General features: G+C 74.2%; 19 protein-coding genes. 3 read left to right on the forward strand and 16 right to left on the reverse strand.

All coding sequences use genetic code 11. The annotated features are described in order from the left end of the window. Positions 1-20 precede the first annotated feature (20 nt). On the reverse strand, positions 21-1121 hold the full coding sequence (locus tag ACIBST_RS23785; RefSeq protein ID WP_397174603.1) for a hypothetical protein: 1101 nt from the start codon (positions 1119-1121) through the stop codon (positions 21-23). Positions 1122-1352: 231 nt separating this feature from the next. Here ACIBST_RS23785 and ACIBST_RS23790 point away from each other — a divergent pair, with 231 nt between their 5' ends. Further along, a complete protein-coding gene (locus ACIBST_RS23790) occupies positions 1353-2855 on the forward strand; it encodes a benzoate-CoA ligase family protein (RefSeq protein ID WP_397174604.1) in 1503 nt (500 codons plus the stop codon). A 136-nt stretch (positions 2856-2991) separates the two neighbouring features. Here ACIBST_RS23790 and ACIBST_RS23795 read toward each other — a convergent pair whose 3' ends face one another. The 5 genes from ACIBST_RS23795 to ACIBST_RS23815 are packed head-to-tail and all read right to left on the reverse strand — an operon-like array spanning position 2992 to position 7698. Next, a complete protein-coding gene (locus tag ACIBST_RS23795) occupies positions 2992-3795 on the reverse strand; it encodes a TIGR03084 family metal-binding protein (RefSeq protein ID WP_397174605.1) in 804 nt (267 codons plus the stop codon). A gap of 13 nt (positions 3796-3808) precedes the next feature. Next, positions 3809-4927 (reverse strand): carboxymuconolactone decarboxylase family protein, encoded by a 1119-nt coding sequence (locus tag ACIBST_RS23800; RefSeq protein ID WP_397174606.1) that lies wholly within the window; start codon positions 4925-4927, stop codon positions 3809-3811. A 10-nt stretch (positions 4928-4937) separates the two neighbouring features. Beyond that, positions 4938-6590, reverse strand: a complete 1653-nt coding sequence (locus ACIBST_RS23805; RefSeq protein ID WP_397174608.1) for a GMC family oxidoreductase N-terminal domain-containing protein — start codon at positions 6588-6590, stop codon at positions 4938-4940. Further along, positions 6587-7147: a DUF5987 family protein gene (locus ACIBST_RS23810; protein ID WP_397174610.1), complete on the reverse strand. Its 561-nt coding sequence runs from the start codon at positions 7145-7147 to the stop codon at positions 6587-6589. Before ACIBST_RS23810 ends, ACIBST_RS23805 begins: the two co-directional genes overlap by 4 nt. Positions 7148-7161: 14 nt before the next feature. Then, positions 7162-7698 (reverse strand): sigma-70 family RNA polymerase sigma factor, encoded by a 537-nt coding sequence (locus ACIBST_RS23815; RefSeq protein ID WP_397174612.1) that lies wholly within the window; start codon positions 7696-7698, stop codon positions 7162-7164. 209 nt (positions 7699-7907) lie between these two features. On the opposite strand from ACIBST_RS23815, the gene ACIBST_RS23820 reads away from it, so the two are divergent. Then, entirely contained in the window at positions 7908-8759 is an 852-nt protein-coding gene (locus ACIBST_RS23820) for a metallophosphoesterase family protein (RefSeq protein WP_397174614.1), read from the forward strand. Positions 8760-8976: 217 nt separating this feature from the next. After that, the gene (locus tag ACIBST_RS23825) at positions 8977-9732 is read left to right on the forward strand and encodes a helix-turn-helix domain-containing protein (RefSeq protein ID WP_397174616.1); all 756 of its coding nucleotides are present in this window, start codon (positions 8977-8979) and stop codon (positions 9730-9732) included. Between the two features lie 73 nt (positions 9733-9805). Here ACIBST_RS23825 and ACIBST_RS23830 read toward each other — a convergent pair whose 3' ends face one another. The 10 genes from ACIBST_RS23830 to ACIBST_RS23875 all read right to left on the reverse strand — a co-directional run bounded on the left by ACIBST_RS23830 (position 9806) and on the right by ACIBST_RS23875 (position 26057). Continuing rightward, positions 9806-11176, reverse strand: coding sequence for a cytochrome P450 (locus tag ACIBST_RS23830; protein WP_397174618.1), 1371 nt, complete (start codon positions 11174-11176; stop codon positions 9806-9808). Next, complete coding sequence (locus tag ACIBST_RS23835) at positions 11173-11712, reverse strand: flavin reductase family protein (protein ID WP_397174620.1); 540 nt, start codon at positions 11710-11712, stop codon at positions 11173-11175. Before ACIBST_RS23835 ends, ACIBST_RS23830 begins: the two co-directional genes overlap by 4 nt. A gap of 21 nt (positions 11713-11733) precedes the next feature. Continuing rightward, positions 11734-12162 carry an acyl-CoA thioesterase gene (locus tag ACIBST_RS23840; RefSeq protein WP_352329445.1) on the reverse strand — a complete coding sequence of 143 codons (429 nt, stop codon included), beginning with the start codon at positions 12160-12162 and terminating at the stop codon, positions 11734-11736. A 3-nt stretch (positions 12163-12165) separates the two neighbouring features. After that, the gene (locus tag ACIBST_RS23845; protein ID WP_397174622.1) at positions 12166-17880 is read right to left on the reverse strand and encodes a type I polyketide synthase; all 5715 of its coding nucleotides are present in this window, start codon (positions 17878-17880) and stop codon (positions 12166-12168) included. Continuing rightward, the gene (locus tag ACIBST_RS23850; RefSeq protein WP_358007565.1) at positions 17877-18848 is read right to left on the reverse strand and encodes an enediyne biosynthesis protein; all 972 of its coding nucleotides are present in this window, start codon (positions 18846-18848) and stop codon (positions 17877-17879) included. Before ACIBST_RS23850 ends, ACIBST_RS23845 begins: the two co-directional genes overlap by 4 nt. Positions 18849-18852: 4 nt before the next feature. Further along, the gene (locus tag ACIBST_RS23855; RefSeq protein ID WP_397174624.1) at positions 18853-20799 is read right to left on the reverse strand and encodes a CRTAC1 family protein; all 1947 of its coding nucleotides are present in this window, start codon (positions 20797-20799) and stop codon (positions 18853-18855) included. Further along, a complete protein-coding gene (locus ACIBST_RS23860; protein WP_397174626.1) occupies positions 20796-21773 on the reverse strand; it encodes a DUF1702 family protein in 978 nt (325 codons plus the stop codon). The genes ACIBST_RS23855 and ACIBST_RS23860 overlap by 4 nt, the downstream gene beginning before the upstream one ends. Before the next feature lie 143 nt (positions 21774-21916). Beyond that, positions 21917-22909, reverse strand: coding sequence for a DUF1702 family protein (locus ACIBST_RS23865; RefSeq protein WP_397174628.1), 993 nt, complete (start codon positions 22907-22909; stop codon positions 21917-21919). A 35-nt stretch (positions 22910-22944) separates the two neighbouring features. Beyond that, the gene (locus tag ACIBST_RS23870) at positions 22945-23127 is read right to left on the reverse strand and encodes an acyl-CoA carboxylase epsilon subunit (RefSeq protein WP_397174630.1); all 183 of its coding nucleotides are present in this window, start codon (positions 23125-23127) and stop codon (positions 22945-22947) included. Between the two features lie 158 nt (positions 23128-23285). After that, positions 23286-26057, reverse strand: a complete 2772-nt coding sequence (locus ACIBST_RS23875) for an AAA family ATPase (protein WP_397174632.1) — start codon at positions 26055-26057, stop codon at positions 23286-23288. Positions 26058-26111 lie beyond the last annotated feature (54 nt).

Genomic DNA, 26111 nt, shown 5'->3' on the forward strand with positions numbered 1-26111 from the left:
GGTTGCGGTGTCCGCAGAGGTCAGGGCACGGGACAGGGCAGCACGGTGGCCCCGGGCGCGGCCCGGTAGCACGCGGCCCCCGGGCACAACACCTTGACGACCTCGCCGCCGGCCCGCACGGCGACCGGCTCGTGCCCGAACCGGCGCGCGGCGATCTCCGGCCAGCCGGACGGACGCAGCCCGCTCACCTCGTCCACCAGCCGCGGATCGGCGTCGACGGCCAGGCGCTCCAGATGGGCGGCGTAGTCGCCCTCCCGCTGCCACACGGCGAACCGGCGCAGGCAGTCGGGCAGCTCCAGCGTGCTCCACGGCTGCGCCCTGGCCGCCATCGCGCGCAGGAACGCCTCGCACACCGCCGACTTCACGGTACGGCCGGCCGCCGCGGCCAGCGTCGCGCCCTCGCCGCCGACGGTCACCAGGGCGACCCGGAGATCGGGCACCGACAACACGAACGCCGACATCCGCAGCCCCAGCCCCGAGGCCGCGGCCGTCACGCCGGGCGGCAGCAGGCGGTCCAGCGAGCCGGAGACCCGCAGCAGCGGCTCGCGCGGCTCGGCCCACCAGCGCGCCACCACGTCGTGGGCGACCACCTCGGCGATCGCCTCCGGCACGCCGCTGTCCACCACGCCGCTCGTGGCCGGCTCGACCAGGCATTCGTGCCCGCCCGTCCACACCACCTCGACGGGCAGCCGGTAGCGCCGCCCGCTGAGCAGGCCGGTGCCGGGCACGTGCCGCCGCAGGCTCGCGGGCGGGTCGGCGACGAAGTCCGACAGGCGCAGCTCCGTCCCCGTCCACGCGGCCTGGGGGCCGTCGCCGGGCAGGCGGCGCAGGCGGCGCAGGGCGGCGAGCCGGGCCAGGGCCCGCGCCCGGCTCTGGGCCTCGTAGCCGGCGAACCCGGCGACGATGACGGCGAGCTCGTCCTGCGGGGATTCGGCGCAGGCCAGATGGACGGCGCCGCCGAGGCAGTCGGCCGTCGGCGCGGCCGTCTCGGTCGCCGTCTCACCGGTCATGTCACCGGTCATGTCACGGGTCATGTCACCGGTCATGTCACGGGTGATGTCACCGGGCGCCTCACCGGTCGTCTCCGTCACCGGCCACGAGCCCGCGGGCGTGGATGCCATCGCTTCTCCTCCGCAGCGCGACGGCCGTCGCGGCCGCCGCAACCCCAGTACACGCGCGGCCCGACGGGCCCGTCAACGCTGCGGCGGCCATCCCGCAATCCGGGAGAAACCCGTCAGCAAGCTGCCACGACCGCCAGCTTGCTGACGCCTCAGAACCCCCTGCGGACGGCCCGCCCCCGGCACCGTGGAAGGCGGAACCAGCCCGCGAGCAGAGCAGCGAGAAGGCATGTCATGGACTCTTTCAACATCGCCGCACGATTCCTCGACCGCCCCGACGGCGCCAGGACCGCGCTCGTCACCCGCCAGGGCCGCGTCGACTACGCGACGCTGCGCGCCCTGGCCGACCGCGCCGGCAACGCGCTGCGCGAGCTCGGCGTACGCCGCGGCGACCGGGTGCTCATCGCCGCCGACGACAGCGTGGAGTCGGTCGCCACCTGGTACGGCGCCCAGAAGATCGGCGCGGTCACCGCCGAGGTCTACACGTTCCTGCGGCCCAAGGATTACCGCTACTTCGCCGGCTACGCCCGTCCGCGCCTGGTGGTGGCGGGGCCGTCGGCTCTGGAGAGCCTGCGCGCGGCGGGGCTGACCGGCCTGCTCGTCACCGGCGTGCCGCGCCATCAGTTGCGCCCCGGCGAGCACCACTTCGACACCCTGGTCGCCGCGCAGGAGGCGCGGCTGGACCCGGTGCCGGTCGCCGCGGGGGACGTGGCGCTGTGGAAGTTCACCACCGGCAGCACCGGCGCGCCGCGCGCCTGCGTGCTGCCCGCCAGGAGCCCGCACGTCAGCTTCGACTCCTACGCCCGCGGCGTGCTGGACCTGCGCCCGGACGACGTGGTGCTGCCCGTGCCCAAGCTGTTCTTCGGCTACGCCCGCGACCTGACCGCCCTGTTCCCCTTCGGCGTCGGCGCGGCCGGCGTGATCTTCCCCGAGCGCAGCCGGGTCGAGACGATCTTCGAGCTGATCGCCGAGCACCGGCCCACGGTCCTGGTGAACGTGCCCACGATGATGAGCGCCATGCTCGCCCACCCCGACGCCGGCCGGCAGGACCTGAGCTGCCTGCGGCTGTGCACGTCGGCGGGCGAGGCGCTGCCGCCCGAGCTGCACCGCCGCTGGAGCGACACCTTCGGCGTGGAGGTGGTGGACGGGCTCGGCTCCTCCGAGGCGTACCACATCTTCCTGTCCAACCGCCCGGGACGGGTCCGGCCCGGCACGCTCGGCCAGGTCGTCCCCGGCTACCGCGCCCGCGTCGTGGACCCCGAGGGGCGGGAGGTCCCCGACGGCGAGACCGGACGGCTGGAGGTCACCGGCGACGCCGTCGCGCTGGAGTACTGGCAGGATCCGGAGCGGACCGCGAGCACGTTCGTGGGCGGGCGGACCGTGCGCTCGGGCGACCTGGTGACCAGGGACGCCGACGGCTACTTCCGCTACCGGGGACGGGCCGACGACCTGCTGAAGGTGGGCGGGTCCTGGGTGGCGCCCGCCGAGATCGAGAACTGCCTGCGCGAGCATCCGGCCGTCGTCGAGTGCGCGGTGGTCGGGTACCGGCTGCGCGGGCTGACCCGGCCGCACGCGTACGTGGTGGCCTCGGCGGCGGTCGAGGCGGCCGAGCTGAAGGCGTTCGTCCGGGCCCGGCTGGCGGCCCAGAAGTTCCCCCGGCGGATCACGTTCGTCGAGCGCCTGCCGCAGACGGCCTCGGGCAAGGTGGACCGCCGCGCGCTGGAGGCCGGGGTGTGAGAAGCGGGCGCGCCCGGGACTGGGGGAGTTCCGGACGGGCGCGCCCGCGGTTCGGGAGGGCTTCTCAGGACGCCGCCTTTCAGACGCCGCTTCTCAGAAGCCCCTTCTGAGAGGCCGCTTCTCAGAGGCCGCCTCTCTAGACGCCGGCGCGGGCGAACTGGCCGGGACGCCGGCCGGCGCCCGCCGGCCCGCGGTAGGCCTGCGCGATGTCCAGCCAGCGGTCGGCCTCGGCGCCGGTCGCCGTGACCGCCACGTCGGCGCGGTGCCGGCGCCTGGTCACCAGCAGGCAGAAGTCCTCGGCCGGGCCGCTGACCCGCTGGGCGGCGTCCTCGGGGCCGTAGGCCCACATCTCCCCGGAGGGGCCGGTGATCTCGAAGCGGAACTCCTCGGCCGGCGGGGTCAGCCCGCGCGACAGGTAGCCGAAGTCCCGGGTGAGCACCGCGAAGACGACCAGGTGCCGCAGCCGGTCGGTGCGCTCCAGCCGCACGCCGAGGGCGTCGGCGACGTCCTGCCCGTGGGCGAAGGTCTCCATGATGCCCGCGCACGCCAGCACGATCGGCGGCAGCGGGTTGACCAGCCACGGCACGACCTCGCCCGCGGGCACGGCGGCCAGACCGGCGTGCACCTCCGACCGTCCGGCCCGCCACTTGGCCAGCAGCGTGTCCGGCGAGTCGTTCTCGAACGCCTTGAGCGCGGCGTTCACCGCGCCGTCGAAGTTCTTCTCGGCGCCGGCCGTCATGGCCGCGAACGCCTTCGCGTCGGTGGCCGCGGCGGTGGCCAGGCGGAAGATGAAGGCCAGGTGGGCGATCTGGTCGGCGATCGTCCAGCCCGGCGCGGGGGTGGGCAGCTTCCACTGCTGGGCGTCCAGGCCCGACACCAGCGCGTCGAGCTGGTCGCCGTCGGCCGCCAGGTCGTCGAGCACTACCTCTAGCTCGGTCACGTCCTCGTTCCTTTCAGTCGGCTGTCGATGCGGTCGGAAGCGGGGTGGCGGGCGGCAGGCACCAGGCGCCGGTCCGGCGGGCGGCGGTCATGGCCGCCCAGGCGGCCGCCTCGACGAGCGCGGCGTCCGTGAGCGCGGCGTCGGTGAGCGCGGCGTCGGTGAGCGCGGCGTCGGTGAGCGCGGCGTCGGCGAGCGCGGCCGAGCCCGGCGTCGCGGCCCGGAACTCGCCGACCGTCCGCGCGTCCACCTGGTGGGAGGCCAGCGCGGTCAGCAGCGCCAGCCGGGCGGCCGGACGCTGCGCGGGCGGCAGCGCGGCGGCGGCCTGCACCGCCCAGCCGCCGCCGGGACCCGGCGGGACGCCGTCCCAGCCGGACACCCGCTCGGCGACCAGCTCGCGGACCTGGACGGGCAGCCGCCGCGCGCCGCCCTCCTCGATCGCCGCCGCGGCCCTGGCGAACGCCGCGCCGAGCCGCGGGACGCCGCCCGCCCAGGCCAGGTCGTCCGGCAGCGGCGCGCCGGGCAGCAGGCCCAGCGAGCCTCCAGGGGCCGCGGGCCGCCGCGCGGCGGGCCGCATGAGCGCGCCGAACACGCGCAGCGCGGGCCCGCGCGCCGCGCCCGGCAGCTCCGGCGGCAGCGGCGAGTCGCCGAGGAACACGTTGACCATGCGGTTGAGGTAGTGGAAGGTCACCGCGACCGCCACGAGCTCCACGGCCGCCGCCCCCGTCACCGGCGGGGGGCCGGCCCCGGGTGCGGCGCTCGCCCTGGCCCAGGCGGCCAGCGGCCGCAGCGCGGGATCGGCGGGGGTCAGCGCGCGCAGGGTCGCGCCGTGCACGTCCACGCAGTACGGGCAGGCGTTGCCGGCCGAGACCTCCCTGGCCACCAGCTCCCCGGCCACCCGTCCGGCTGCCCCGTCGGCCAGCAGCGACTCGCGCAGGACCAGCCAGCACGCGGCCAGGGCGCGCGGCGCGGGGGAGTGCAGGGCCACCGGCGGCGCCAGCATGCCGAAGTCCCGCTCGACCTGCTCGTACACCCGGGCCACCAGGCCGCGGGCGGCGCCCGGCCGCACCGGGCGGACGTGCCGCACCTGGGCGAGCGCGCCGGGCGCCGTCATCCGGCTGAGCAGCCGTCCCATCGCCGGCGCCCTAACCGCGCAGCGCGGCGGCGGCCAGCGACGCGGTGGCCCGGCGGCCGGCGGTGGAGCCGTCCGGGGCGGGCGCGCCGTAGGAGACCTCCACGCCCCGCTCCCGCGCGGCCCTGACGATCCCCGGCACGGCCCGCTCGGCCAGCGCGGAGATGGTCATCGCCGGGTTGACGGTCAGCGCGCCCGGCACGGCCGAGCCGTCCGTGACGAAGATCCCCGGGTGCCCGCGCAGCTCGTGCCCGTCGTCCAGCGCCGAGGTGTACGGGTCGTCGCCGATCCGGCACGAGGCCAGCGGATGCACGGTGTACGCCCCGACCAGGTCGTTCGTCCACGGCGTCACCGTGGCCAGCCCGTCGCGCTCCAGGATCTCCTTGCACTCGGCGTCGGCCATCGCCCAGGCGGCCGAGGTGTTCGCGGTCGGCTTGTACGACAGCCGGCCGACACCCAGCATCTGCTGGGACACCCGGTCGGCGTTGCCCCGCACGGGCGGCGGCCCGAAGACGCCCTCGTTGTCGTCCTCGATCATCTGGAAGATGATCAGCCAGGACCGCCAGCGTTCCAGCATCTCCTTCTTGCGCAGCCCGAACCACGCCGGGTCGGGGCCGCCGGCCAGCGCGAGGATGGTGCCGAGGCCGGGCGGGAAGTAGAGCTGCTCCAGCGAGTAGCGGGTGTACTCGGGCAGCGAGCCGTCCAGCCGGTCCCAGTTGGCCACCGTCGGGCCCTTGCCGATCTGGTTGGCCGCGTACGCCAGGCCGTCGCCGCGCTCCAGGCCCAGCACCTCGCGCACGCGCTCCTCGTTCAGCACGGCGGTGTTGAGCCGCTCGCCGTTGCCGGAGAAGTAGCGGCCCACGGCGTGCGGCATCGCGCCGAGCGCGGCCTCGCTGCGCTGCAGGATGACCGGCGTGGCGGCGGCGCCGGCGGCCAGGACCACCACCTTGGCCTCGATCGTGCCCTCGCCCTCGGTCAGGCGGTAGTCCTCGCCGTGGACGATCTTGTAGTGCACCCGGTAGGAGCCGTCGGGCGTGCGCTCGATGCTCTGCACCTCGTGCAGCGGCCTGATCCTGGCGCCGTGGGCGAGCGCCGCCGGCAGGTAGTTGACCAGCAGCGACTGCTTGGCGTCGAACCGGCAGCCGGCCATCATCCAGTTGCAGTTGACGCAGGCCCCGGTGTCCACGGCCGCGGGGACGGGGTTGGCGGTGCGGCCCGCGTGCCGGCAGGCCGCCGCCCACAGGCCGCCGGAGTAGGAGACGTCCTCCCAGCCCTGCTGGGTGATGGAGATCGACTCGGCGACCCGGTCGTACCAGGGGTCGAGGGTGTCGCGGCTGATCGCGGCCGGCCACATGCGCCGGTTGATGCTGCCGCGGCGCTCGAAGACGAAGCGCGGCGCGCGCGGCATGGCCGCGAAGTAGACCACGCTGCCGCCGCCCACGCAGTTGCCGCCCAGCACGCTCATGCCGTCGCCGACGGTGAAGTCGAAGATGCGGGTGTAGGACGAGCCCAGCTTGAAGTCGTGCTCGTAGTCGGCCGACTCCAGCCACGGGCCGCGCTCCAGCATCACCACGTCGGCGCCGCCGGCGGCCAGGTGGTAGGCGGGGATCGCGCCGCCGAAGCCGCTGCCGATCACCAGCACGTCGGTGCGTTCGACGCCGTTCATGCGGGGCTCCCTGAAGCTGTCGTGTCCGGGTGGAGGTCGGCGAGGGGACGGCCGTAGGAGTAGGCGGGGAAGCGCCACAGCCCGTCCGCGTCCGGCGGGGCGATGCCCATGGCGGTCAGGCCGGGGTGCCCGGCCCTGATGGCGTCGGCGGTGTGCAGGTGGGCGGCGGAGTCGTAGGCCATGTAGCAGAACAGCACCAGCAGCACCCACAGCGCCTTCTCCGGGTGGCCGGGCGCGGTCAGCGTGCGCACCAGCGCGCCGCGCTCCTCGAACGGCAGGGCCACGAACGCCGGCACGCCCTCCGCCAGCACGATGCCGTGCTGGTCGGCGTGGGCGCGGGCGTGCTCGTTCAGCGAGCGGGCGTAGTCGTCCAGGCCCTCGGTGACGCCGGTGGCGTCCCATTCCAGCAGCTCGACGGCGCCGGCCGCGACCGCGCCGCCCGTCTGGCTCATGCCGGCCACCGCCCGGTCGTCCGGACCGCGCTTGGGGCCGGGCACGATGGTGTCCGCGAGCGCCTCCAGCGTCTCCACCCTCGTCTCGTAGAGCAGTGGACCCATGGGTACTCCCTCGTTCAGGTCGGCTTTCGGTCGGTACGGTCGGCGGGGTCGGCGGGGTCGGTGCGCGCCAGCGCGGCCCGCAGGGTGCTCAGCGCCCTGACGGTCTGGCTGCGCACCGTGGAGGACTCGTTGCCCATGACCCGGGCCGTGTCCTCGGCGCTGCGCCCCTCCCAGAACCGGAAGAAGATCGTCGCCCGCTGCCGCGGCCCGAGCCTGGCCAGCGCGCCCATCAGCACGATGCGCTCGCCCACCAGGTCGTAGGGGTCCAGCGCCGCGGCCGCGTCGGGCGGCGCGCCGCTGAGCACCTCCCGCGACCAGCGCAGCGACCTGCGGTCGCTGATGATCAGCCGCCGCATGATCTGCCGCGCGTACGCCTCGGCGCGGTCGCGCCGGTCGAGGCCGTCCCAGTGCCGGTGCAGCGCCAGCAGGGTGCGCTGGACGAGGTCGTCGGCCTCGTGCCAGTCGTCGGAGAGCCGGAAGGCCACCCGGCGCAGCATGGGCCTGGCCTCCCGCGCGAAATCAGCGAATTCCTGCCCCCGTACCTCGGCCATCACCCTCACCCCCGGAACACGGCCGTGCCATTTCCGCTTTCTTCGGCATGCTCAGAATTGAATGCGCGGTGCGCCGCAACAACCCCTAACGGACGCCCCCGCGCCCTTATCCACAAAGGCGCCGCCGCCACCCCCTATTCGCCCTCCGGCGACCCCTGTTCTTCTTTCCGCGCGCCTCCCGGCCGTTCCCGCGCGCATACGCTCGCGGCGTGAGCGCCTCCGGTGCGGCATTACTGGCGATCAGCGACCTCCACGTCGGATTTCCCGAGAACTGGGCGGCCGTCGAGGAGCTGCGCCCGCGCACCGCGGACGACTGGCTGCTGGTGGCGGGGGACGTCGCCGAGCGGCTGGACGCCTTCGAGCGCACGCTCGGCCTGCTCGGCGAGCGTTTCGCCAAGGTGGTGTGGGCGCCGGGCAACCACGAGCTGTGGACCACGCCCGGCGACCCCGGCCTGCGCGGCGAGGAGCGCTACCGGCGCCTGGTGCAGATCTGCCGGCGGCTCGGCGTGCTCACGCCCGAGGACCCGTACGCGGTCTGGACGGGGGCGGGCGGCCCGGTGGCCGTCGTCCCGCTGTTCCTGCTGTACGACTACAGCTTCCGCCCGCCCGGCACCACCCGGGAGCAGGCGCTCGGCCTGGCCCGCGAACAGGGGGTGGTGTGCAGGGACGAGTTCCTGCTGCATCCCGAGCCCTATCCCAGCAGGCAGGCGTGGTGCCGGGCCCGGGTGCGCGAGAGCGAGTCGCGCCTGGACGCGCTCGACCCGGCCCTGCCCACGGTCCTGGTCAACCACTTCCCGCTGCTGCGCGCCCCCACCCGGGTGCTGCGGCACCAGGCGCTGGCGCAGTGGTGCGGCACCGAGCAGACGGCCGACTGGCACCTGCGCTTCCGCGCCGCCGCGGTCGTCTACGGCCACCTGCACATCCCGGGCACGAGCTGGCACGACGGGGTGCGCTTCGAGGAGGTCTCGCTCGGCTACCCGCACGAGCGGCGGCCGCACCACCGCGACGGCCGGGCGCTCAGGCAACTCCTGCCGGCCCCCCGCCGCGAATGGGCCCTATAAATCGCATTCTCAGATAAATTGCCGAGATTTCCGAAGATTTCCCAAAAAAGGGCGATTTGTCATGCAGCGTACTGCGCGCCCGAGAGCGTGTACCGGGTGGCAACCGAAAGGCAATGCATCCGGAGCGCCGAGGAATCGTCGCGCCTCCCGGGAATTCTCCGGCCGGAGAATCGACGGGGGACGCGCGCCCGAGGGCTTCCGGGTTCCGGGAGACCATATGGACGACGTCATCGAACGAGCGGTCCTGCGGGTCATCGAGAGCATGCAGGACAACCATGGCGAGCAGCTCACCATTGACGACATGGCGCGGACCGCGATGTTCAGCAAGTTCCACTTCTCGCGCGTCTTCCAGCGCGTGACCGGGCTGTCCCCTGGACGGTTCCTGTCCGCGGTGCGGCTGCGCGAGGCCAAGCGCCTGCTCGTGTCCACCTCGCTCAGCATCACGCACATCAGCCACCAGGTCGGCTACTCCAGCGTCGGCACCTTCAGCTCGCGCTTCACCCACAGCGTGGGCCTGTCGCCGAGCAGGTACCGGCAGTTCCTGAGCGTCACGGCGGCGGACCTGGCCGGCGGCGACCGCGCGTTCGGCGGCCCGGCGGCGACCCTGCACGGCGTCGTGACCTCGCCGCTGGCCGACCGGCCGGTGTTCGCCGGCGTCTTCCCCGGCCAGATCCTGGAGGGCAGACCGGCGAGCTTCACCCTGATCGGCCGGCCCGGCCCGTACGTGCTGGAGAACGTGCCCAAGGGCACCTGGTACCTGATCGCGCAGTCCGTGGCCGAGTCCCGCGAGGACGCCGTGCACCACCCGCCCCAGGGTGACGCCGCGACGTGCATCGCGCGGATCGGGCCGATCGAGGTGGGCGGCGGCGGCAGCGAGCGCGCCGACCTGCGGCTGCGTCCCATGAACGCGCTCGACCCGCCCGTCCTGCTCGCCCTGCGCGACCTGCTGGCCTGGACCGACACCCACACCTGACAGGAAGGGGCGGCACCTGCGGAAGGGCCCGCGGACGACGTCCGCGGGCCCTTGCGTGCCTTCCGGCCGATCTCTAGGCCGGGCTCACCGTCATCGGCAGCCCGCCGCGCACCCGCAGCGACAGCATGGCCTCCGGGACCGCCCGCCGGCCGGGCAGCCCGGTCAGCCGCAGCTCCCGGGTGACCATCGCCAGCACGAACGTGGCCTCCATCATCCCCAGGTGGTTGCCCACGCAGAAGCGCGGGCCCGCGCCGAAGGGGATGTAGGCGTACCGCGGCCGGTCGGCGGGCGCGCCCGGCTCGAACCGCTCGGGACGGAACGCGTCCGGCTCCCGCCAGTACGCCGGATGCCGGTGCAGCGTGTACGGGCTGATGAGCACGTCCGCCCCCGCCGGGACCCGGTACCCGCCCACCTCGTCGTCCTCCCGCGCCACCCGGGTCAGCGCCCACACCGGCGGGTACAGCCGCATGACCTCCTCCAGCACCGCCGCCGTGTAGGTGAGCCTGCGCAGGTCCTCGTACACCGGCGGCCGGTCGCCCAGCACCGAGACGGCCTCCGCCCGCACCCGCTCGCGCACCTCCGGATGCCGGTCCAGCAGGTGGAAGGCCCACGACAGGGTGCTGGCGGTGGTCTCGTGCCCGGCCAGCAGCACCGTGACCAGCTCCTCGCGCAGGCGCTGCCGGGCGGCCCGCGGGTCCTTCCGCAGCCCGGTGGACTCGATCAGCAGGGACAGCAGGTCGCCGCCGTCGGTCGGGTCGGCCAGCCGCTCGTCCACCAGCAGGTCCACGACCCGGTACAGCTCCCGCCGGGACCGGCGGAAGCGCAGGTGCAGCGGCAGCGGCAGCCACAACGGCACCATGGCCAGCGTGACCATCTCGAACATGGCCTGGTCCTGGACGCCCTCGAAGGCGTGCCCGATCGAGCCGTGCGCGCCGAGGTCGGCCGCCAGCAGGGTGCGGCCGAGCACCCCGAGCGCCAGGCCGGTCATCTCCCCGGCCACGTCCACGGGCCCGCCGCCCACCCGGGCCCGCAGCCGCTCGACCAGGCGGCCGGCCTCCTCGGCCAGCACGGTGTCCTGCTGGGCCAGCCGCTTGTTCTGGAACAGCGGCTGGATGGTCCTGCGCTGCTGCCGCCACCGCTCGCCGTCGCTGGTCAGCAGCCCGTCGCCGATCACCCGCCGGGCCTCGGCCAGGCCGATGCCCTTGCGGTAGTTGCCGCTGTTGTCGGCCAGGACGTGCTTGGCGTGGTCGGGATGGTTGAACAGGTAGATGCTCTTCGGGCCGATCGTCATGCGCACCGCGTCGCCGTACCGGGCGGTCGCCTTCGACAGCAGCGCGAGCCGGTCGCCGACCAGCCGCCGGTACAGGACGGGCGCCGCCCAGGGCGGCGGGCCGGGCGGCACGCGGCCGCCCAGCGCCACCGGGCGGGTGCCCAGCGTGGTCACGCCGACACCCCCTGAAGGGCGGGGGAGGTCTCCCCGAAGCGGCCCCGGTAGACCAGCAGGCCGTCGCAGTCGTCCCGCCGGCTCAGGGACAGCACCTCGCCGACGAAGATCGTGTGATCGCCGCCGTCGTAGGCGCGCCAGACCCGGCACTCGAAGCGGGCCGCCGCGCCCGCGATGAGCGGCACCCCGGTGACCTCGCCCGGCGTCACCTCGACGTCGGCGAACTGGGCCAGGCCGAGCGGCCGGTAGCGGTCGGCGAAGTGCCGCGCCTCGGCCTCCTGGTGCCCGGCCAGCACCGACACCCCGAACGACGTGGCCGCGGTGATGCACTGGTGCATCACGGCGCCCTTGCCGACGCACACCAGCAGCAGCGGCGGGTCGAGCGAGACCGAGGTGAAGGAGTTGGCCGTCATGGCGTGCGGGACCTCGCCGCCCGTGGTGATCACGGTGACGCCGGTGGCGAACGCCCCGAACGCCTCGCGCAGCGCCTTGGCGTCCGCGACCTGCGGCGCCGGGGCCGATGAGTGGAGTTGCACGGTGACCTCCTGGGTCCGGTTCTAGGCCAGGTACGGTTCGAGCGCCCTGACCAGGGGCTCGGGGACCCTCGCCGGCGCGGTCTTGGTGTTCGGCCCCCGCATGCAGGCCACCCGCTGCCTGCCGCGGGCGACGAGGACCTCGGGCGCGCCCGGGGTGACCCGGACGTAGTCGAAGCCGAACTCGATCTGCGTCTGCGCCAGCTCGATCAGGCGCATCCGGATGGACAGCTGGTCGAAGGCCGTGATCTCCGCGAAGAACTCGCAGTCGACCTTGAGGGTGAACAGCTTGAGGTCGTCCTGCAGGTCGGCGAGGACGTCCCGGGCCCGTTCCATGAGGAACATCTCCCGGCAGCGTCCCTGCCAGCGCAGGTAGTTGACGTAGTAGACGTTGCCGACGAGGTTGGTCTCCTCGAAGCCGACCGTGTGCAGGTACTCGTAGTAGGTGCCCATGGGCTAGGACCGTCCTTCGGTGAGGATCGCGACGACGACGGGGCCGGCCAGGCCGTTCACCCGGGTGGCGAGCGTGGCCACGGCCGCGCCGCCGCCGGTCAGGACCGCCCATCCGTCGGCCGCGGCCCGGGTGACCGCGAGCGGCACGTCGGGCCCCGCTGCCGTCGCCGCACCCGTTCCGGCGTCGCGCAGGCAGGCGAGCGCGGCGCGGGTGCGGGCGCGGGCGGTGTCCGCGTCCTCCCCGCAGGCCGCGGCGATCTCGCCGGCGAGCGCGTCCCGGTCGGCAGGGTCGGCGGGGTCGGCAGGGCCGCCGGGGGTGACGGGCTCGACGGCGCAGGACAGCGGCCCTGGGGCGGCCACGCACACCGTCAGTCCCGGCACGTGCGCCGACGCCGTCCGCACGCCCTCCGCGGCGCCCAGCCGGGCCACGGCCAGGTCGCCGGTGCCCTCGCCCGGCTCCACGACGACCGCGACCCGCGCGCCCGTCAGGTCCTCCAGCGTGCGCTCCAGGTACGGGCCGAGCAGCGGCGCCGCCCACGGACCGGCCCCGCCCTTCTTGCGCACGGCCTGCAACCGCAGCCCCTCCCAGCGTTCGACGACCTCGCCGTCCTTCGTCCGGACCGCGACGTCGTAGACGTAGGCGTCGCCGTCCCTGGACCGTTCGGAGGCGCAGTAGCGCACCTCGTCCGCGCCGGACAGCGCGGCCCCGGCCGGGTGGACGCGTTCGATGCCGGTCGGCAGCAGGGTGGCGTCGGGCACGCACACCTGGTTGCCGTGCATCAGCGCGTCCCGCATGCCGGGGTCGCCCAGGAGCAGGTCCGGCGGGAGGAACCCGGCGAACCAGTCGCACTCCTGCGCCACCTGGAGGTCGGCGTCCACCGCGCGGGCCGCGGCCCGGTGGTAGCGGCGCAGCCGCTGGAAGCGCCTGCCCTGGAAGAGCACCTCGCCGTAGAGCTGGGTGTCGGGGTCCAGCGCGACCGGCGGCAGCTCGTCGCCGGACTGCTCGGGCGGTCCGGCGGGCGGGGCGCCGGCGTCCAGGCGCAGCACGGCCGTGAAGTGGTCGACGTCGAAGCCGGTCTCCTGGCTGCGGATGGCGACCGCGACCGTGTCGTGCCCGGTGACCGTCGCCGCCACCCGGAGCGTGGTGCTCCCGTCGGGCGGCACGATGATCGGCCGGACGAACTCCGCCTGCTCCACGACGGGCGCGCCGGGACGGCCGGTGGCCGCGTACGCCACCTGGGCCATGGCCTCCAGCCCGAACACCGCCGGGAACAGCAGGTTGCCGTCCAGCAGGTGATCGGCCAGGTACAGGTCGGTCCCGGCGTTCACCTCGACCTCGCTGACCAGCTCCACGCCGTGGTAGCGGACCAGCGGCGCGCCGACGAAGCGGAGCAGCGGCAGCTCCGGCTCCTCCCGGCGCACGGTGTGGATGCCCTCGGTGCGCCCGCTGATCACCACGACGCCGGGCGCGTCGGGATCGCTCACCAGGCGGCGCATGATCTCCACGCCGCGGTCCACCGGGATCGGCGTGATGCCCTGCTCGACCAGCCGGTCCACGACCGACAGCCGCTCGCCCATGCCGACCTCGGACCAGACCGACCATTCCATGCAGATCGCCCGGCAGCCCGGGTGCCGCTCGCCCGCCTCGCGGGTCAGGTCGGCCAGCCACTCGTTGGCGGTGGCGTAGTGGCCCTCGCCGTGCAGGCCCGCCCGGCCGATGATGCTGCCGAACGTCACCAGCAGCCGCAGCCGTCCGGGCTCGACCGCTTCCAGCACGTTGCGCAGGCCGTCCACCTTGGGGGCGAACGTGCGGCGGAAGGCGTCCATGTCCAGCCCGGCGATGCCCTCCGGCTCGTTGCGCCCGGCGCCGTGCAGGACGGCGGTCACCGGCCCGAGCGCCTGCTCGGCCGCGGCCACGGCCGCCCGCACCTGGGCGGCGTCGGTGACGTCGGCCCTGGCGTAGTGGACGGTGAGCCCGGTCGCGGCCATGCGCCGCAGGTTGGCGGCCAGCTCCTCGTCCCGGGCGGGGTCGGAGCGGCCGAGCACGGCCACCTTGGCCTCGCCCGCCATGGCCATGGCGCACTCGGCCGTGATGCCCTTGCCGCCGCCGGTCACCAGGAGCACGTCGGAGCCGGTCAGCGGCTCCTGCGCCCGCTCCTGCCGGTACGGCAGCGCTCGCAGCGTCGGCACCCGCCGCACGCCGGCGGCGTCGTAGTGCACCTCGCTGAACGCCGTCGTGGCCGCGGCCTCGGCGGCTACCAGCGCGGCGGCCTGCGGCGCGTCCTGCGGCAGGTGCACGACCGTGGTGGGCAGGCCGCTCTCCAGGTGGAACGTCTTGGCCAGCCCGGCCGCGCCCCGGCCGTGCTGGACCAGGACGAACCGGGTGCCCGGTCCGCCGGCCAGCGCCGCCTTGGCGCCGAGCAGCGCCTGCTCCAGGTCGTCGGCCGCGCACCGCGCGGGTAGGCACACCAGGACACCGGAACCGATCTTCTCCCCTTCGAGTGCCTCGCGCAGCGGCCCCGCCAGGGGCGCGCCGGCGGGCGCGAACACCTGCCACGACCCCGCGCGCTCCTCGGCCGTCCGCCGGGGCCGCGGCTGCTCGTCCAGGTCCACGGCGAACGGGCGCACCCACGGCGCCGCGCCCGCCACGCCCCGGGCCGACTGCGCGCGCGGCTGCGCGGCCAGCCGGTCCAGGGCCTCGCCCAGCTCCTGGAGCGTCGCGGTGGCGACGTTGGCCGGCGCCATGCCCGCGGGCACGCCCAGGTGCTGGGTGGCCTGGTCGATGATGTGCATGACGGTGACCGAGCTGAGGTGCAGCTCGTCCAGCGGCTTGCTGTCCTCGGTCACCATCTCCAGCGGCAGCTCGGCGCGTTCGGCGGCCAGCCGCCGCAGCAGCTCGACCGTGGACTCGTCCGGCTTCGCCGCCGTCCCGGCGCTCGTCCCGTTGCTGCTCGCCTCGCCGGCCTGCTCGGCCGTCCGCTCCGCCGGCTGCGGGGCGGCGGCCTTGACGCGCACCTGCGGCGCCTGCTCGGCCGGGCTGGTGAAGAACGAGAACGCCGCGCCGATCTCCAGCGGCTTGACCAGCCGCCCGTGGAACAGCTCCTCGCAGGCGACGGGCACGCCCGCCACGTGCGCGGCGCCGGCCACGCCGAGCAGCCCGGCCAGCGACTCGCTGTCGGTGTCCAGCGCGACGGCCGGGACGTCGGTCAGCTCGGCCGCCAGCCTGCTGAGCACCCGGCCGGGGCCCACCTCGACCAGCAGGTCCGCGTCCGCGGCCACGGCGGCCAGCGCCTGGGCGAACAGCACGGGTGCGGTGATCTGCCGGTGCAGCAGCGCCGGGACGTCGGTCCCGGCGGCCAGGTCGTCCCCGGTGACGGTGGAGACGACCCGCCGGGCAACCGGCCGGAACCGCTCCTCGGCCAGGTAGCCGGCCAGCGCCTCGGCCGCCGGGGCGACCAGCGGCGAGTGGAAGGCGTGCGAGACGTTCAGCCTGGTCCAGGTGAGCCCGGCGCGCTCGGCCCGGCGGCCGGCCTCCTCCACCGCCGCCACCGGCCCGGCGACGACGGTCTGGAGCGGCCCGTTGTACCCGGCGATCACCACCGGCAGGTCGCCCAGCAGCGCCGGCACGGTCTCCGGCGCGGCCCGCACGCCGGCCATCGTGCCCGGCTCGCTGCGCTCCCGCATCGCCCGGCCGCGCTTGGTCGCCACGCGCAGCAGCGCGTCCTCGTCCATCGCGCCGGCCCAGTGCAGGGCCGACAGCTCGCCCAGGCTGTGCCCGACGGCCGCGTCCGCCTCGATGCCGAGCAGCGACAGCGCGCGCAGGCCCGCCATCGAGCCGGTGACGATGCGCGGCTGGGCGACCTCGGTGGCCGCCATGTCGCCGTCGGCGGGCAGCGCCGCCGTAGCGTACACCTCGGCGACGTCGGCGAAGCGCCGGGCCAGCGCGCCGCCGTCGGTCCCGCGGCCCGAGCCCTGCCCGGGGAAGAGGAAGCCGATCCGCGGCCGGGCCGAGGCGCGGCCGAGGAACGCCTTGCCGTCGGGGGTGGACAGCGCGTTCTCGCCGGACTCCAGCGCCGTCAGCACGCGGGTGAGCTGCCGTACGGCGTCGTCGGGCGAGGAGACCACGACGGCCGCCCGGAACGGCAGGCCGCGCAGCCGCCCGCGCAGCGTGGCGGCCAGGTCGGCGAGCTGGCCGTAGGACACCTTGGGCACGAAGTCGAGCAGCTCCGACACCAGGCCGCGCAGCTCGTCCCAGGTGCCGCCGTCCAGCAGGAACAGCTCCGCGTCCTGGGACGCGGCGGCCAGCGCCTTGACCCGGCTGGACACCCGCCGCCGCGGGCCGGTGTTCTCCAGCACCACGTGGGTGTTGATGCCGCCGAAGCCCATGGCGGTCACCGCGGCGCGCAGCGGCGCGCCCTGCGGCCACGGCTCGGCCGTGCGCAGCACCCGCAGCGTGGCGCCCTCGTCGGTGAGCACCTGGTGCGGGTCGACGCACCCGATGGTCGGCGGCAGCACCTGCTCGTGCACGGCCATGGCCGCCTTGATCAGGCCCGCCACGCCCGCGGCCGCCTTGGCGTGGCCGATCATGCCCTTGATCGAGCCGACCGCGGCCGGCCGCGCGGCCGCGGCCCTGGCCCGCGACAGGGCCGTGAGCTCGGTCGCGTCGCCGAGCGCCGTGCCCGTCCCGTGGCCCTCGAACAGCTCGACGCTCTCCGGGCCGAACCCGGCCTTGTCGTACGCGCGGCGCATCGCGAGCAGGTAGCCGCTCACCTCCGGACGGGTGATCCCGCCCTTGCCGTCGGAGGAGACGCCCCAGCCGGCGATCGTGGCGTAGATCCGCCGCCCGGCGGCCAGCGCGTCCTCCTCGCGCATCAGCACGACGATGCCGCAGCCCTCGCCGGGCCAGAAGCCGTTGGAGTGCCGGTCGTACAGGCGGAAGTCGCTCTTGGCCAGCGCGCCGGTCTTGGCGAACCCGATCACCTCGAACGGGTCGATGGACAGGTCCACGCCGCCCGCCAGGGCCACGTCCACGTCGCGGTCGGCCAGCGCCTTGCCGGCCGTCACCACCGACAGCAGGGACGAGGAGCAGGCGCCGTCCACGGTGTAGCCGCCGCCGTTGAGGTCGAAGTGGTTGCAGATGCGCCCGGCGATCGTGTTGGACAGCCCGCCGGCCAGCGTGTCCTCGTCCACCGGCGGGAAGGGGCTCTTGTAGGACTCCTCGTAGTCGGCCAGGAACGCGGCCAGGCGGTCGTCGTCCCAGCCCTGCTCCTTCAGGGCCGCGGCCAGGGTGCGCCGCACGTACGGCCAGCGCAGCCGCAGCACGTTCGCGCGGGTGAACTCGCCGGTGAGCGTGTTGCCCACGACGACCCCGGTGCGCTCGCGCGGCAGCCCGTCGCCGCCGGCGAACCCGGCGTCGGCCAGGGCCCGGCCGGCCATGTCCAGGGCCAGCCAGTGGGCCAGGTCGGTCGACCGGTACGTGCTGCCGGCGATCTTGTGTGCCACCCGGTCGAAGGCGTAGCCCTCGATGACCGCGGCGATCTTGGCGTAGAAGCGGTCCGGCGCTGCGGGATCGGGGTCCCAGTAGTCCTCCAGCCGCATGCGCTCGTCCGGGAGCCGGCGGAAGGCCCGGCGGCCGGCCACCGCGTTCTCCCACAGCTCCCGGGGAGAGGCGGCGTCGGGGTACCGGCAGGCCATGCCGACGATCGCGATCCTCGTCATGCCTTCGCGACCTCTTCCCGCGCGTGCTGCAGCGCCTGGGCGGCGGCTGCGCTGACCCTGGCGGCGTCGAGCTCGCGCGCCTTGTTCACGATGTGCAGCGCCCACAGGAAGCCGCCGCGGATCAGGCAGACCGCCGCCGTGGCGAAGAAGATCCCGTACGGGATGTTCATCCCCATGAGCAGGCCGTACACCACGGCCACGCCGCCGCCGAAGGCGACCTGGGACAGCGGCCTGGACGGGCTGGTGCCCGGGTCGGTGATCATGTAGTTGGTGAACAGGATGAACGCCACCCCGGTCATCATCGACAGCCCGCCGAGGATGGAGATGTCGTCGATGATCAGCCCGCGTACCACGGCCTGGAGGGCGAAGACGCCCACCCATCCGCCGATCAGCCACATGCGGCCGGTCAGCTTACCGTTGATCATGGTCCCGCCGATGATGATGATCCCCGGGATGATCCAGTCGATCGGGTTGTCGACGTTCTCCGTGAAGTGGTACGGCGGCGCGATGCTGGCCCACGGCAGCAGCAGCAGGATGATCGCGATGCCGAAGTTGGACGGGTTCATGAAGTGCCGCATCCGCCCGCGCACCGGCGCCTTGAGCACCCACTTGGCGCCCACGGCGACGGTCACGCCGAACATCATGACCAGCACCTGGTCGTTGACGTAGATCAGCATGTTGAGCGCGATGGAGGTGATGTGCGCGGGATACAGGAACTCCATCAGCCCGCGCGGGCCGTTGCCGAGGAAGCGCGGCGCGCGGCCCTCCTGGCGGGCGCCGATCACCTCAAGGATGATCTCCACGGTGTAGCCGGTGGCCAGCGCCACGAACGGCCACGACCACGGCTGCTCGAACCCCAGCACGGTGTAGCCGAGGATGTTGAAGATGGTGATCGAGATCGCGAACCGGCGCAGCGCCGTGATCACTTTGGGATCGTGACGTGGCGGGGTGATCGTCTTGGCGGCCATGCCGTCACTTCTCCTTCGCTTGCGAGCCGAGCTGGAGGGTGTGCCAGCCGGGGGTGAGCGTGAGCTCCTGCTGGTGCCGCTGCCCGGCGCGGTCGCGCCAGCTCAGCTTGACCCGCACGGGGCCGGTGACGTTCGCGCCGAGGCCGATGTGCACCGCGTGCGCGCGCTTGCCGGAGTGGCCGCTGCCGCCGTCCACGCGGCCCATGAAGGAGCGGCCGTCGGGGGTGGTGGCGGTCACCGTCGCGCCGATCACCGGCGAGCCGGCGGCGGGCAGCGGGCCGGCCGCGGAGGGGGTGTCGTGCAGCAGGCGCAGCCCGAGGAACGAGCCGGCCGACCGGCTGGTGTTGAGGTAGAAGGCGGGGGCCTCCCACTGGCGGGCCACCGCGAAGTCGATCAGGCCGTCGCCGTTGACGTCGCCGGTCGCGATGCCGCGCGTCGGCACCGGCACGGCCAGGCCGAGCTGCTCCGACAGGTTGGCGTAGCGGCCGTCGGGGCCCTTGGCGAAGAAGGCCAGCGTCTGCGCGCCGGCGATGTCGCCGCCCTCGGTGACGTTCGGCCACGACTTGGGGTTGCTGGTCACGCCGTCGTTGGCGGCGGCCAGCTCCTGCAGCGGCGGCCAGCGGTTGACGTCGCCCTTGACGAACCCGGTCGCCTGGACGATCTCGTTCTCGCCGTCGTTGTCGAAGTCCTCGATCTTCGGGTCCCAGCCCCAGCCGGACCAGGCGGTGCGCAGCTCGGCGCTGAGGTCCTTCCACGGCGCCTCGCCCTGCCGCAGCCTCTCGCGCAGCTCGGCCTGGGTCTTGACGGTGGACAGGAACGTGAAGTTGCTCTCCTGGATGCCGTACGGGGTGGTGATGTTGCTGACGAAGAAGTCCAGGACGCCGTCGTGGTTGAGGTCGCCGGCGTCGGAGCCCATGCCCTTGAAGGAGTCCTCGCCGAGCACCTTCGACTTGGGCACGCCGATCTCGTGCGAGCCGACGGTGGCGGAGAACTTGATGGTGCCGGGGGAGGAGGTGTTGTAGAGCAGGTGGTCGGGCCCGAAGTCGTTGTTCAGCAGCAGCTCGGGCAGGCCGTCGCCGTCCAGGTCGGCGCTGGTCGCGCCGAGCTCCCAGCCGGTGGAGACGTCCGGCGGCAGCACGCCGTCCAGGCGGGTGAAGCCGCCGTTGCCGGTGCCGCGGAAGAAGTAGTCCCGGCCGCCGTTGACGGCCTTGGACAGCGAGTGGTTCATCTGCACGCCGCCGTCCACGCGGCTGTCGAGGACCGGGCTGCCGTCGGGGAAGTAGTTGCCGACGAAGATGTCCTGCTTGCCGTCACCGTCGAAGTCGGCGACGGTCGCGACGTTGCTGTTCCACACCTCGCCGGCGTACTTCGCGCCGCCCGGGTTGGGCACCAGCTCGGCCGCGTCGAAGGCGGCGGCCTCGAACCGGGTCGCGGCGGGCCGCTGCAGGTGCAGCGTGGGCGTGCGGCCCCACCAGTAGACCAGCAGGTCCGTCCGGCCGTCGTCGTTGTAGTCGGCGGGCACCGCGCCCATGGGCGCCATCGCGTCGGTGACCGGCAGCGAGCCGAGCGACAGCGCGAACGGCCGGTACCGCTCGCCGCCGCCCTCGACCGGCGCCGGGGTGACGACCACCTGGTCGGTACGCGGGTCCACGATCACCAGGTCGTCGTCCCTGCCGTTGCCGTCGAGGTCGTTCAGCGCGATCGCGGCCCCCACCGAGGAGATCCAGGCGTCGATGTGCTTGTATGCCTGGTTCACCTTGCGGACGGTCTTGGCCGAGCCGCCGCCCGGCACGGCGATCGCGAGGGACTTGAAGCCGTACGCGCCGGCCATCTCGGCCTTGGTCGCGTCGGAGGCGAAGGTCGGGTGGCCGATCGCGAAGACGGCGATCATCAGCGCGAGTGCGGCGACTCCCGCCGCCTGCTTGCGCAACCACGCGGCTACCGAGCTCACGAGGGAACACCTCCATGGAAGACGAACGTCTCGGCGATGCGCCGGCGCCACCCCTCATAGGCGGGCGGCGAGTCCTGTGCTGTCGCGGTGGGGCGGGTCAGGCGGCTCACCTCGGCCGCCCGCTCCGCCGTGGTGCCGCAGAGAACGCCCACGGCCGACTCGGTGTGCGGGAAGAGCAGCCCGGCGCGGATCCTGGCCTCGGCGGCGAACACGCTGCCCTGGGCCAGCGGCCCCCGGTGCGCTCCGGCGCGCTCGCGCAGCCACCGCAGCTCGGCGTCGTCGGCGCCGCCCGCGTAGGTGGCGGCCAGGCCGATGCCGGCGTACAGGTCGGCGTGCCGGGACTCGGGGAACCGTTCGAGCAGCGTGACCGCCCGCTCGGCGCTGGTGCCGGCGACGAACCACAGTGCGCGGCCGATGCCCTGGTCGAGGGCGTGGGCCGCGTAGTCCTCCTGGCCGGCCGGCCAGGAGAAGCGGGGTTCGCGCACCTGCTGGTGCACGTACCGGTCGGTGTGGAAGTAGGCCTGGTGGAAGCCGTACCCGTCGTGGACCAGCCACAGCAGCAGCGGGTCCAGCAGCCGGGGCTTGGGCCACAGGAAGCGGGGGAGCCGGGCCATGGCCCAGCCGATCCCCACGTAGATCATGTAGTTGTGGTGGTGCCCGCGTCCCTGGAGGCAGGCGTTGACCCGGCGCAGGTCGCCGAAGGTCAGGCAGTCCAGGATGGCGAAGCCCATGCCCGCGCCCTCGTAGGCGAAGCCGCGGAAGCGGGCGGGCACCTCTTCGAGCCGGTCCTCGGCCTCGGCGACGGTGCGTGACTCCACGGCGTGGGCGTAACCGGCGAGAAAGTATTCGCCGACCGTCTCCAGTAATTCAGTGGACGCCGCGTTCTTCACCCAGAAGCCGCGCGTTTCGACTTTCGTCTCGCCGACGTCCGGCACCAGAATTCTGCGTCTCAGTGACCGCAATGCGCTTGCCAATTGAGCCTCCGCCGCTTATAGCCCGAACAATCCAATTTCATTGACACATGCCGCCCGGTGGCCGGACAACTTCGGGTTTGCTCAGCTCGGAGGCTCATTTTTGGGCGTGCGAAAGCGAATGACGTGCTTATTCCGGGAAGCGGTCAGCGGGCCGGGATCTCGGCCTCGGCCGCGAAATGCGCGCGCACCCTGCCGCGCCACAGCTCGTAATCCGGCACGCGTTCCGACGTGCCCGCCGCGACTGCGCTCTCGTCGGCCAGCGCGACCGCGCCGGCCACGTCGAGCCCGGTCAGCACCGCGCCGGTGGCCGCCGAATGCTCCGGGACGAACCCCGAGTAGTGCCGGGCCTTGGTCGCGAACACCGAGCCCTGGGCCAGCTCGCCCCGGTGCTCCCCGGCCTCCTCGCGCAGCACCGCCGCCGCGCCCGCCGCGCACCCGGCGAACGTGGCCGCCAGCCCGACCCCGCTCCACAGGTCCGCCTGCCGCCCCGCGGCGAACGCGCGCACCGCCGCGGCCACGTCGCCCGGCCTGCCGCCGTGGATGAACCACAACGCCCGGCCGACGCCCTGGTCCACGGCGCGCGGGAAGTAGGCCGCGTCGCCCTGCCAGGGGTAGGGGGCCGGCACCTGCTGCCCGTCGACGTACCGGCGGGTGTGGAAGTAGGCCAGGTCGAAGCCGTACCCGTCCACGGCCAGCCAGCTCATCACCGGGTGGTACGGGGTGCCGTCCAGGTCGGGCAGCACCTTCTTCCACAACACCCGCGGCAGCCGGGCCATGGCGAAGCCGATGCCGATGTAGGCCAGGAAGATGTGCGGCTGCCCCGGGCCCATGAGCAGGTCCCGGGTACGCCGCCCGCGCCCGCCGCCCATGGCGTCCAGCACGGTGAAGGCCATCGTCGCGCCCTCGTAGGCGAAGCCGCGCTGCTCGACGTCCACCAGGGACAGCCGGCGCTCGATCTCCCACTGGTCACGGACGTCGATGCCCCACTCGAAGCCGCACACGACGGCCTGCGGGATCGCCTCCAGGCGGCCGGTGAGCGCCGAGGGGACGACGGGGAAGCCGCGTGCGCCGAAGGTCACGTCGGCCAGGGATGGCGCCAGCACGAGCCGGCGCAGCGAACCGAGCAGAGACGACATGGTGTGCTCCTCCTCCAGTACCGTGAAGACCCGGGTCAGCTCGCCCAGGCCGCCAGCCGCCAGTCGCCGCCGGACAGCGGCCTGGGCACCAGGACGGACGGGTCGGACCAGGCCGACGCCTCGCGCTCGGCCGCCTCGGCCAGGCGGCGGAAGACCGCCGCGACGACCGCTTCGAGTTCCTCGGGGGTCGCCTGCCCCCGCACCACGGTGAGTTCCATGCCTTCGACGCTCGCCCGCGGGCCCGCGCGGCCGCAACTTCCTGGATGCCCGGTGCCCACCGGGAGCACAGGTGAGCACGGGTGAACCCGGTCCGGCGGCGGAAGGCTCGCCGGACCGGTTCAGCCCGGGTCAGGATCGGGCGGTCAGGATTGGGCGGTCAGGATTGGGCGGTGTCGTCGAACTCCACCACGAGCGGGAGGTCGGCCCGGCGGCGGATGTTCAGCTTGCGGTAGGTGCGGGTCAGGTGCTGCTCGACGGTGCTGATCGTGATGTAGAGCTTGGCCGCGATCTCGCGGTTGCTGTAACCGGCCGCCGCCAGCGCGGCGACCCGGCGCTCGCCGACGCTCAGCACGCCGATCAGGTCGCCCGGCAGGGGGGACGGGGCTCCGTCCGCGTCCGCCGCCCGGCTGAGCGCGCCGATCATCGGCTCGGCCCCGCACTCCAGGGCCGCCGCCTGCGCGCGTCCGGCCACCGTGCGGGCCCGCCGGAACTCGCCCAGCGCCTCGTACGCCTCCACCAGGTCGAACAGCGCCCTGGCCAGCTCGTACCGGTCGCCGGCGAGCTGGAGGTACTCCACCGCCTGGCGCAGCAGCGCCGGACGGCGGGCCGGCTCGGAGACGGCCGCCTTGAGCCGCATCCCGATGCCGCGCCCCCGGTAGGCGCCGGGGCCGCAACCGTCCAGGTGGGCCTTGATCAGCTCCCTGGCCTCCTCGGTCTGGCCCATCCGCAGGCACGCCTCGGCCGCGTCGGCCTGCCAGGGGATCAGCGCCGGGTTGTTCAGGCCCCAGGCCGTCACCAGCTCGCCGCAGCGCAGGAAGTCGTGCAGGGCGGCCACGAACGACTCGCCGGCCAGGTTGTAGCGGCCGCGGGCGTACAGGTAGTGCAGGCCGTAACGGGTCTGGAACATGGCCTCGGCGACCGGCCGGTCCAGCGGGTCGCGCACGGCCTCGTGCCGGCCCATCGCGGTCAGCGCGATGATCAGGCTGGCCAGCGGGCCGCCGATGGCCACGCCCCAGCTGCTCATCGGGATCGTGTCCAGCGCGATGCGGGCGTGCCGCTCGGCCGCGGGCATGTCGCCCTGGCGGATCGCGATCTCGGCCCGGATGGCGGCCAGCCGGGCCCGGCGGCTGGGCGCCTGCCGGGCCGCCGCCTCGTCGCCGAACAGGTCGCACAGCGGCGCCGCGCGCTCGCAGCGCCCGGCGTAGGTGAGGGCGAGCAGCGAGTTCTCCACGACGTCCAGGGACATCTCGTCCAGCCGCTCGCCCTCCAGGATGCGCTCGACGGCGTCGAGGTTGTGCTCGCGCGGGCCGTGGGTGAGCACCTCGGCCAGGGCGAGCGTGGACTCCAGCCGCCGGTTGACGGCGACCGACACCATCCCGGCCAGGATGTGCTCGCGCGGCGGGTTGGCCACGTACGCGGCCAGCGGCGGGCAGGTCACCCGCAGCCACAGCTGCGCCACGACCAGCTCGGCCAGCGTCGCGTGGTCGGACGCCGACGCCTCCTGGTTGAGCTGCTCCAGCACGTCGCGGGCGTCCTCGAAGCGGCCGTGCCACAGCAGCGCGCGGGCCAGCACGACGGCGTCGCTGCCGTGCAGGCTGCCCTTCTGCAGCGCCTCGGCGAGCTGGTCCAGGTGCCCGGCGGGGGCGGCCGGGTTGATCCGCCACTCCGCGCGGACGAGCATGGTCATCAGCTTGGAGCGCTGGAGCTCGTCGGTGCACTCGCGCCAGGCCAGCTTCAGGTAGGCCACCGCCGACTCCACCTCGCCCTTGCGCAGCGCGGCCAGCGCGGCCTCCTCCAGCGTCGGCACCACCCACGGCGCCTCGACCCTGGCGGCCTGGAGCAGGCGGTCGGCGACCACGCCGGGCCGCACGCCGCGCGTGTAGGCCAGCTCGGCGGCGCGGCGGTACAGCTCCTTGCGCTCCGACAGGTCCATGCCGGCCAGCACCGCCGAGCGCACCGCCTCGTGCCGGTAGCCGCCGCCGCGCAGCAGGCCGGTCGCGCCGATCGTGAGCAGCTCCCTGCCGACGTCCACCGCGGGCAGTTCGAGCATCTCGGCCAGCCCGTCGGCCTCGCCGAGGATGGCCAGGCCCTGCGCCACCCGGACGGTACGCGGGTGGCTGCGCCGCAGGCACGTCTCGACCGCCCGGACGAACCGGTCGCCGACGACCAGCTCGCGCGGCGGCTCCTCCACGGCCCGCAGGTGCTGGCGGTAGTCGGCGGCCAGCTCGCCGGCCAGCAGCGGGTTGCCGCCGCTGATCGTGTGCCACTCGTCGGCGAACCGCTCGGTCGCGCTGAGCCCCACCTGGCCGGCCACCAGCGCGGCCACGCCCCTGCGCGACAGCGGGGCGAGCTGCAGGCGCAGGCAGTGCGGCAGCCGCAGCAGGTCGGTCTCCAGCGGGCCGTCCGTGCCCTGCCGGTCGTTGAGCGCGAACACCGCCACGATCCGCGCGTTGCGCACCCGCCGCGCCAGGTAGGCCAGGCAGAGCAGGGAGGTGCGGTCGGCGTGGTGCACGTCGTCCACGACGACCACCAGCGGGCAGCGTTCGGACAGGTCGAGCAGCACCGTGACGAGGGCGTGCACGACCTGCGGGTCGAGCAGCCGCTCGGCGTCGGCGTGCGCCGCGGTCGCGGTCCGCACGCCCTCCGCCAGCAGTTTCTCCGAGCGCTCGCGCTCCTCCTCGACCAAGGGGGCGTCCTGGATGAGCTGGCGGAGCAGGCCCAGTTGCAGGTCCTGCTCCATGCGCGATCCTGTCGCCGTCACCGCGAGCGCGCCCAGCTCTATGGCCTGTTCGGACAACGCGCGCAGCAGCGCGCTCTTGCCCGTCCCGGCGGGCCCGCTGACCAGCGCGACCCGTCCACGGCCGAGGATGGCGTTGGCGACGAGCGACTCCAGGCAGGACATCTCCTCCTGCCGTTCGATGAGAGTCATGGCCGTCTCCCCACATGTCGTGTTGCGCTCACGCTAGGCCGGGGTGGTATTCGA

The sequence above is a fragment of the Nonomuraea sp. NPDC049684 genome, assembly GCF_044465345.1.
In the GTDB taxonomy this organism is placed as follows: Bacteria; Actinomycetota; Actinomycetes; order Streptosporangiales; family Streptosporangiaceae; genus Nonomuraea.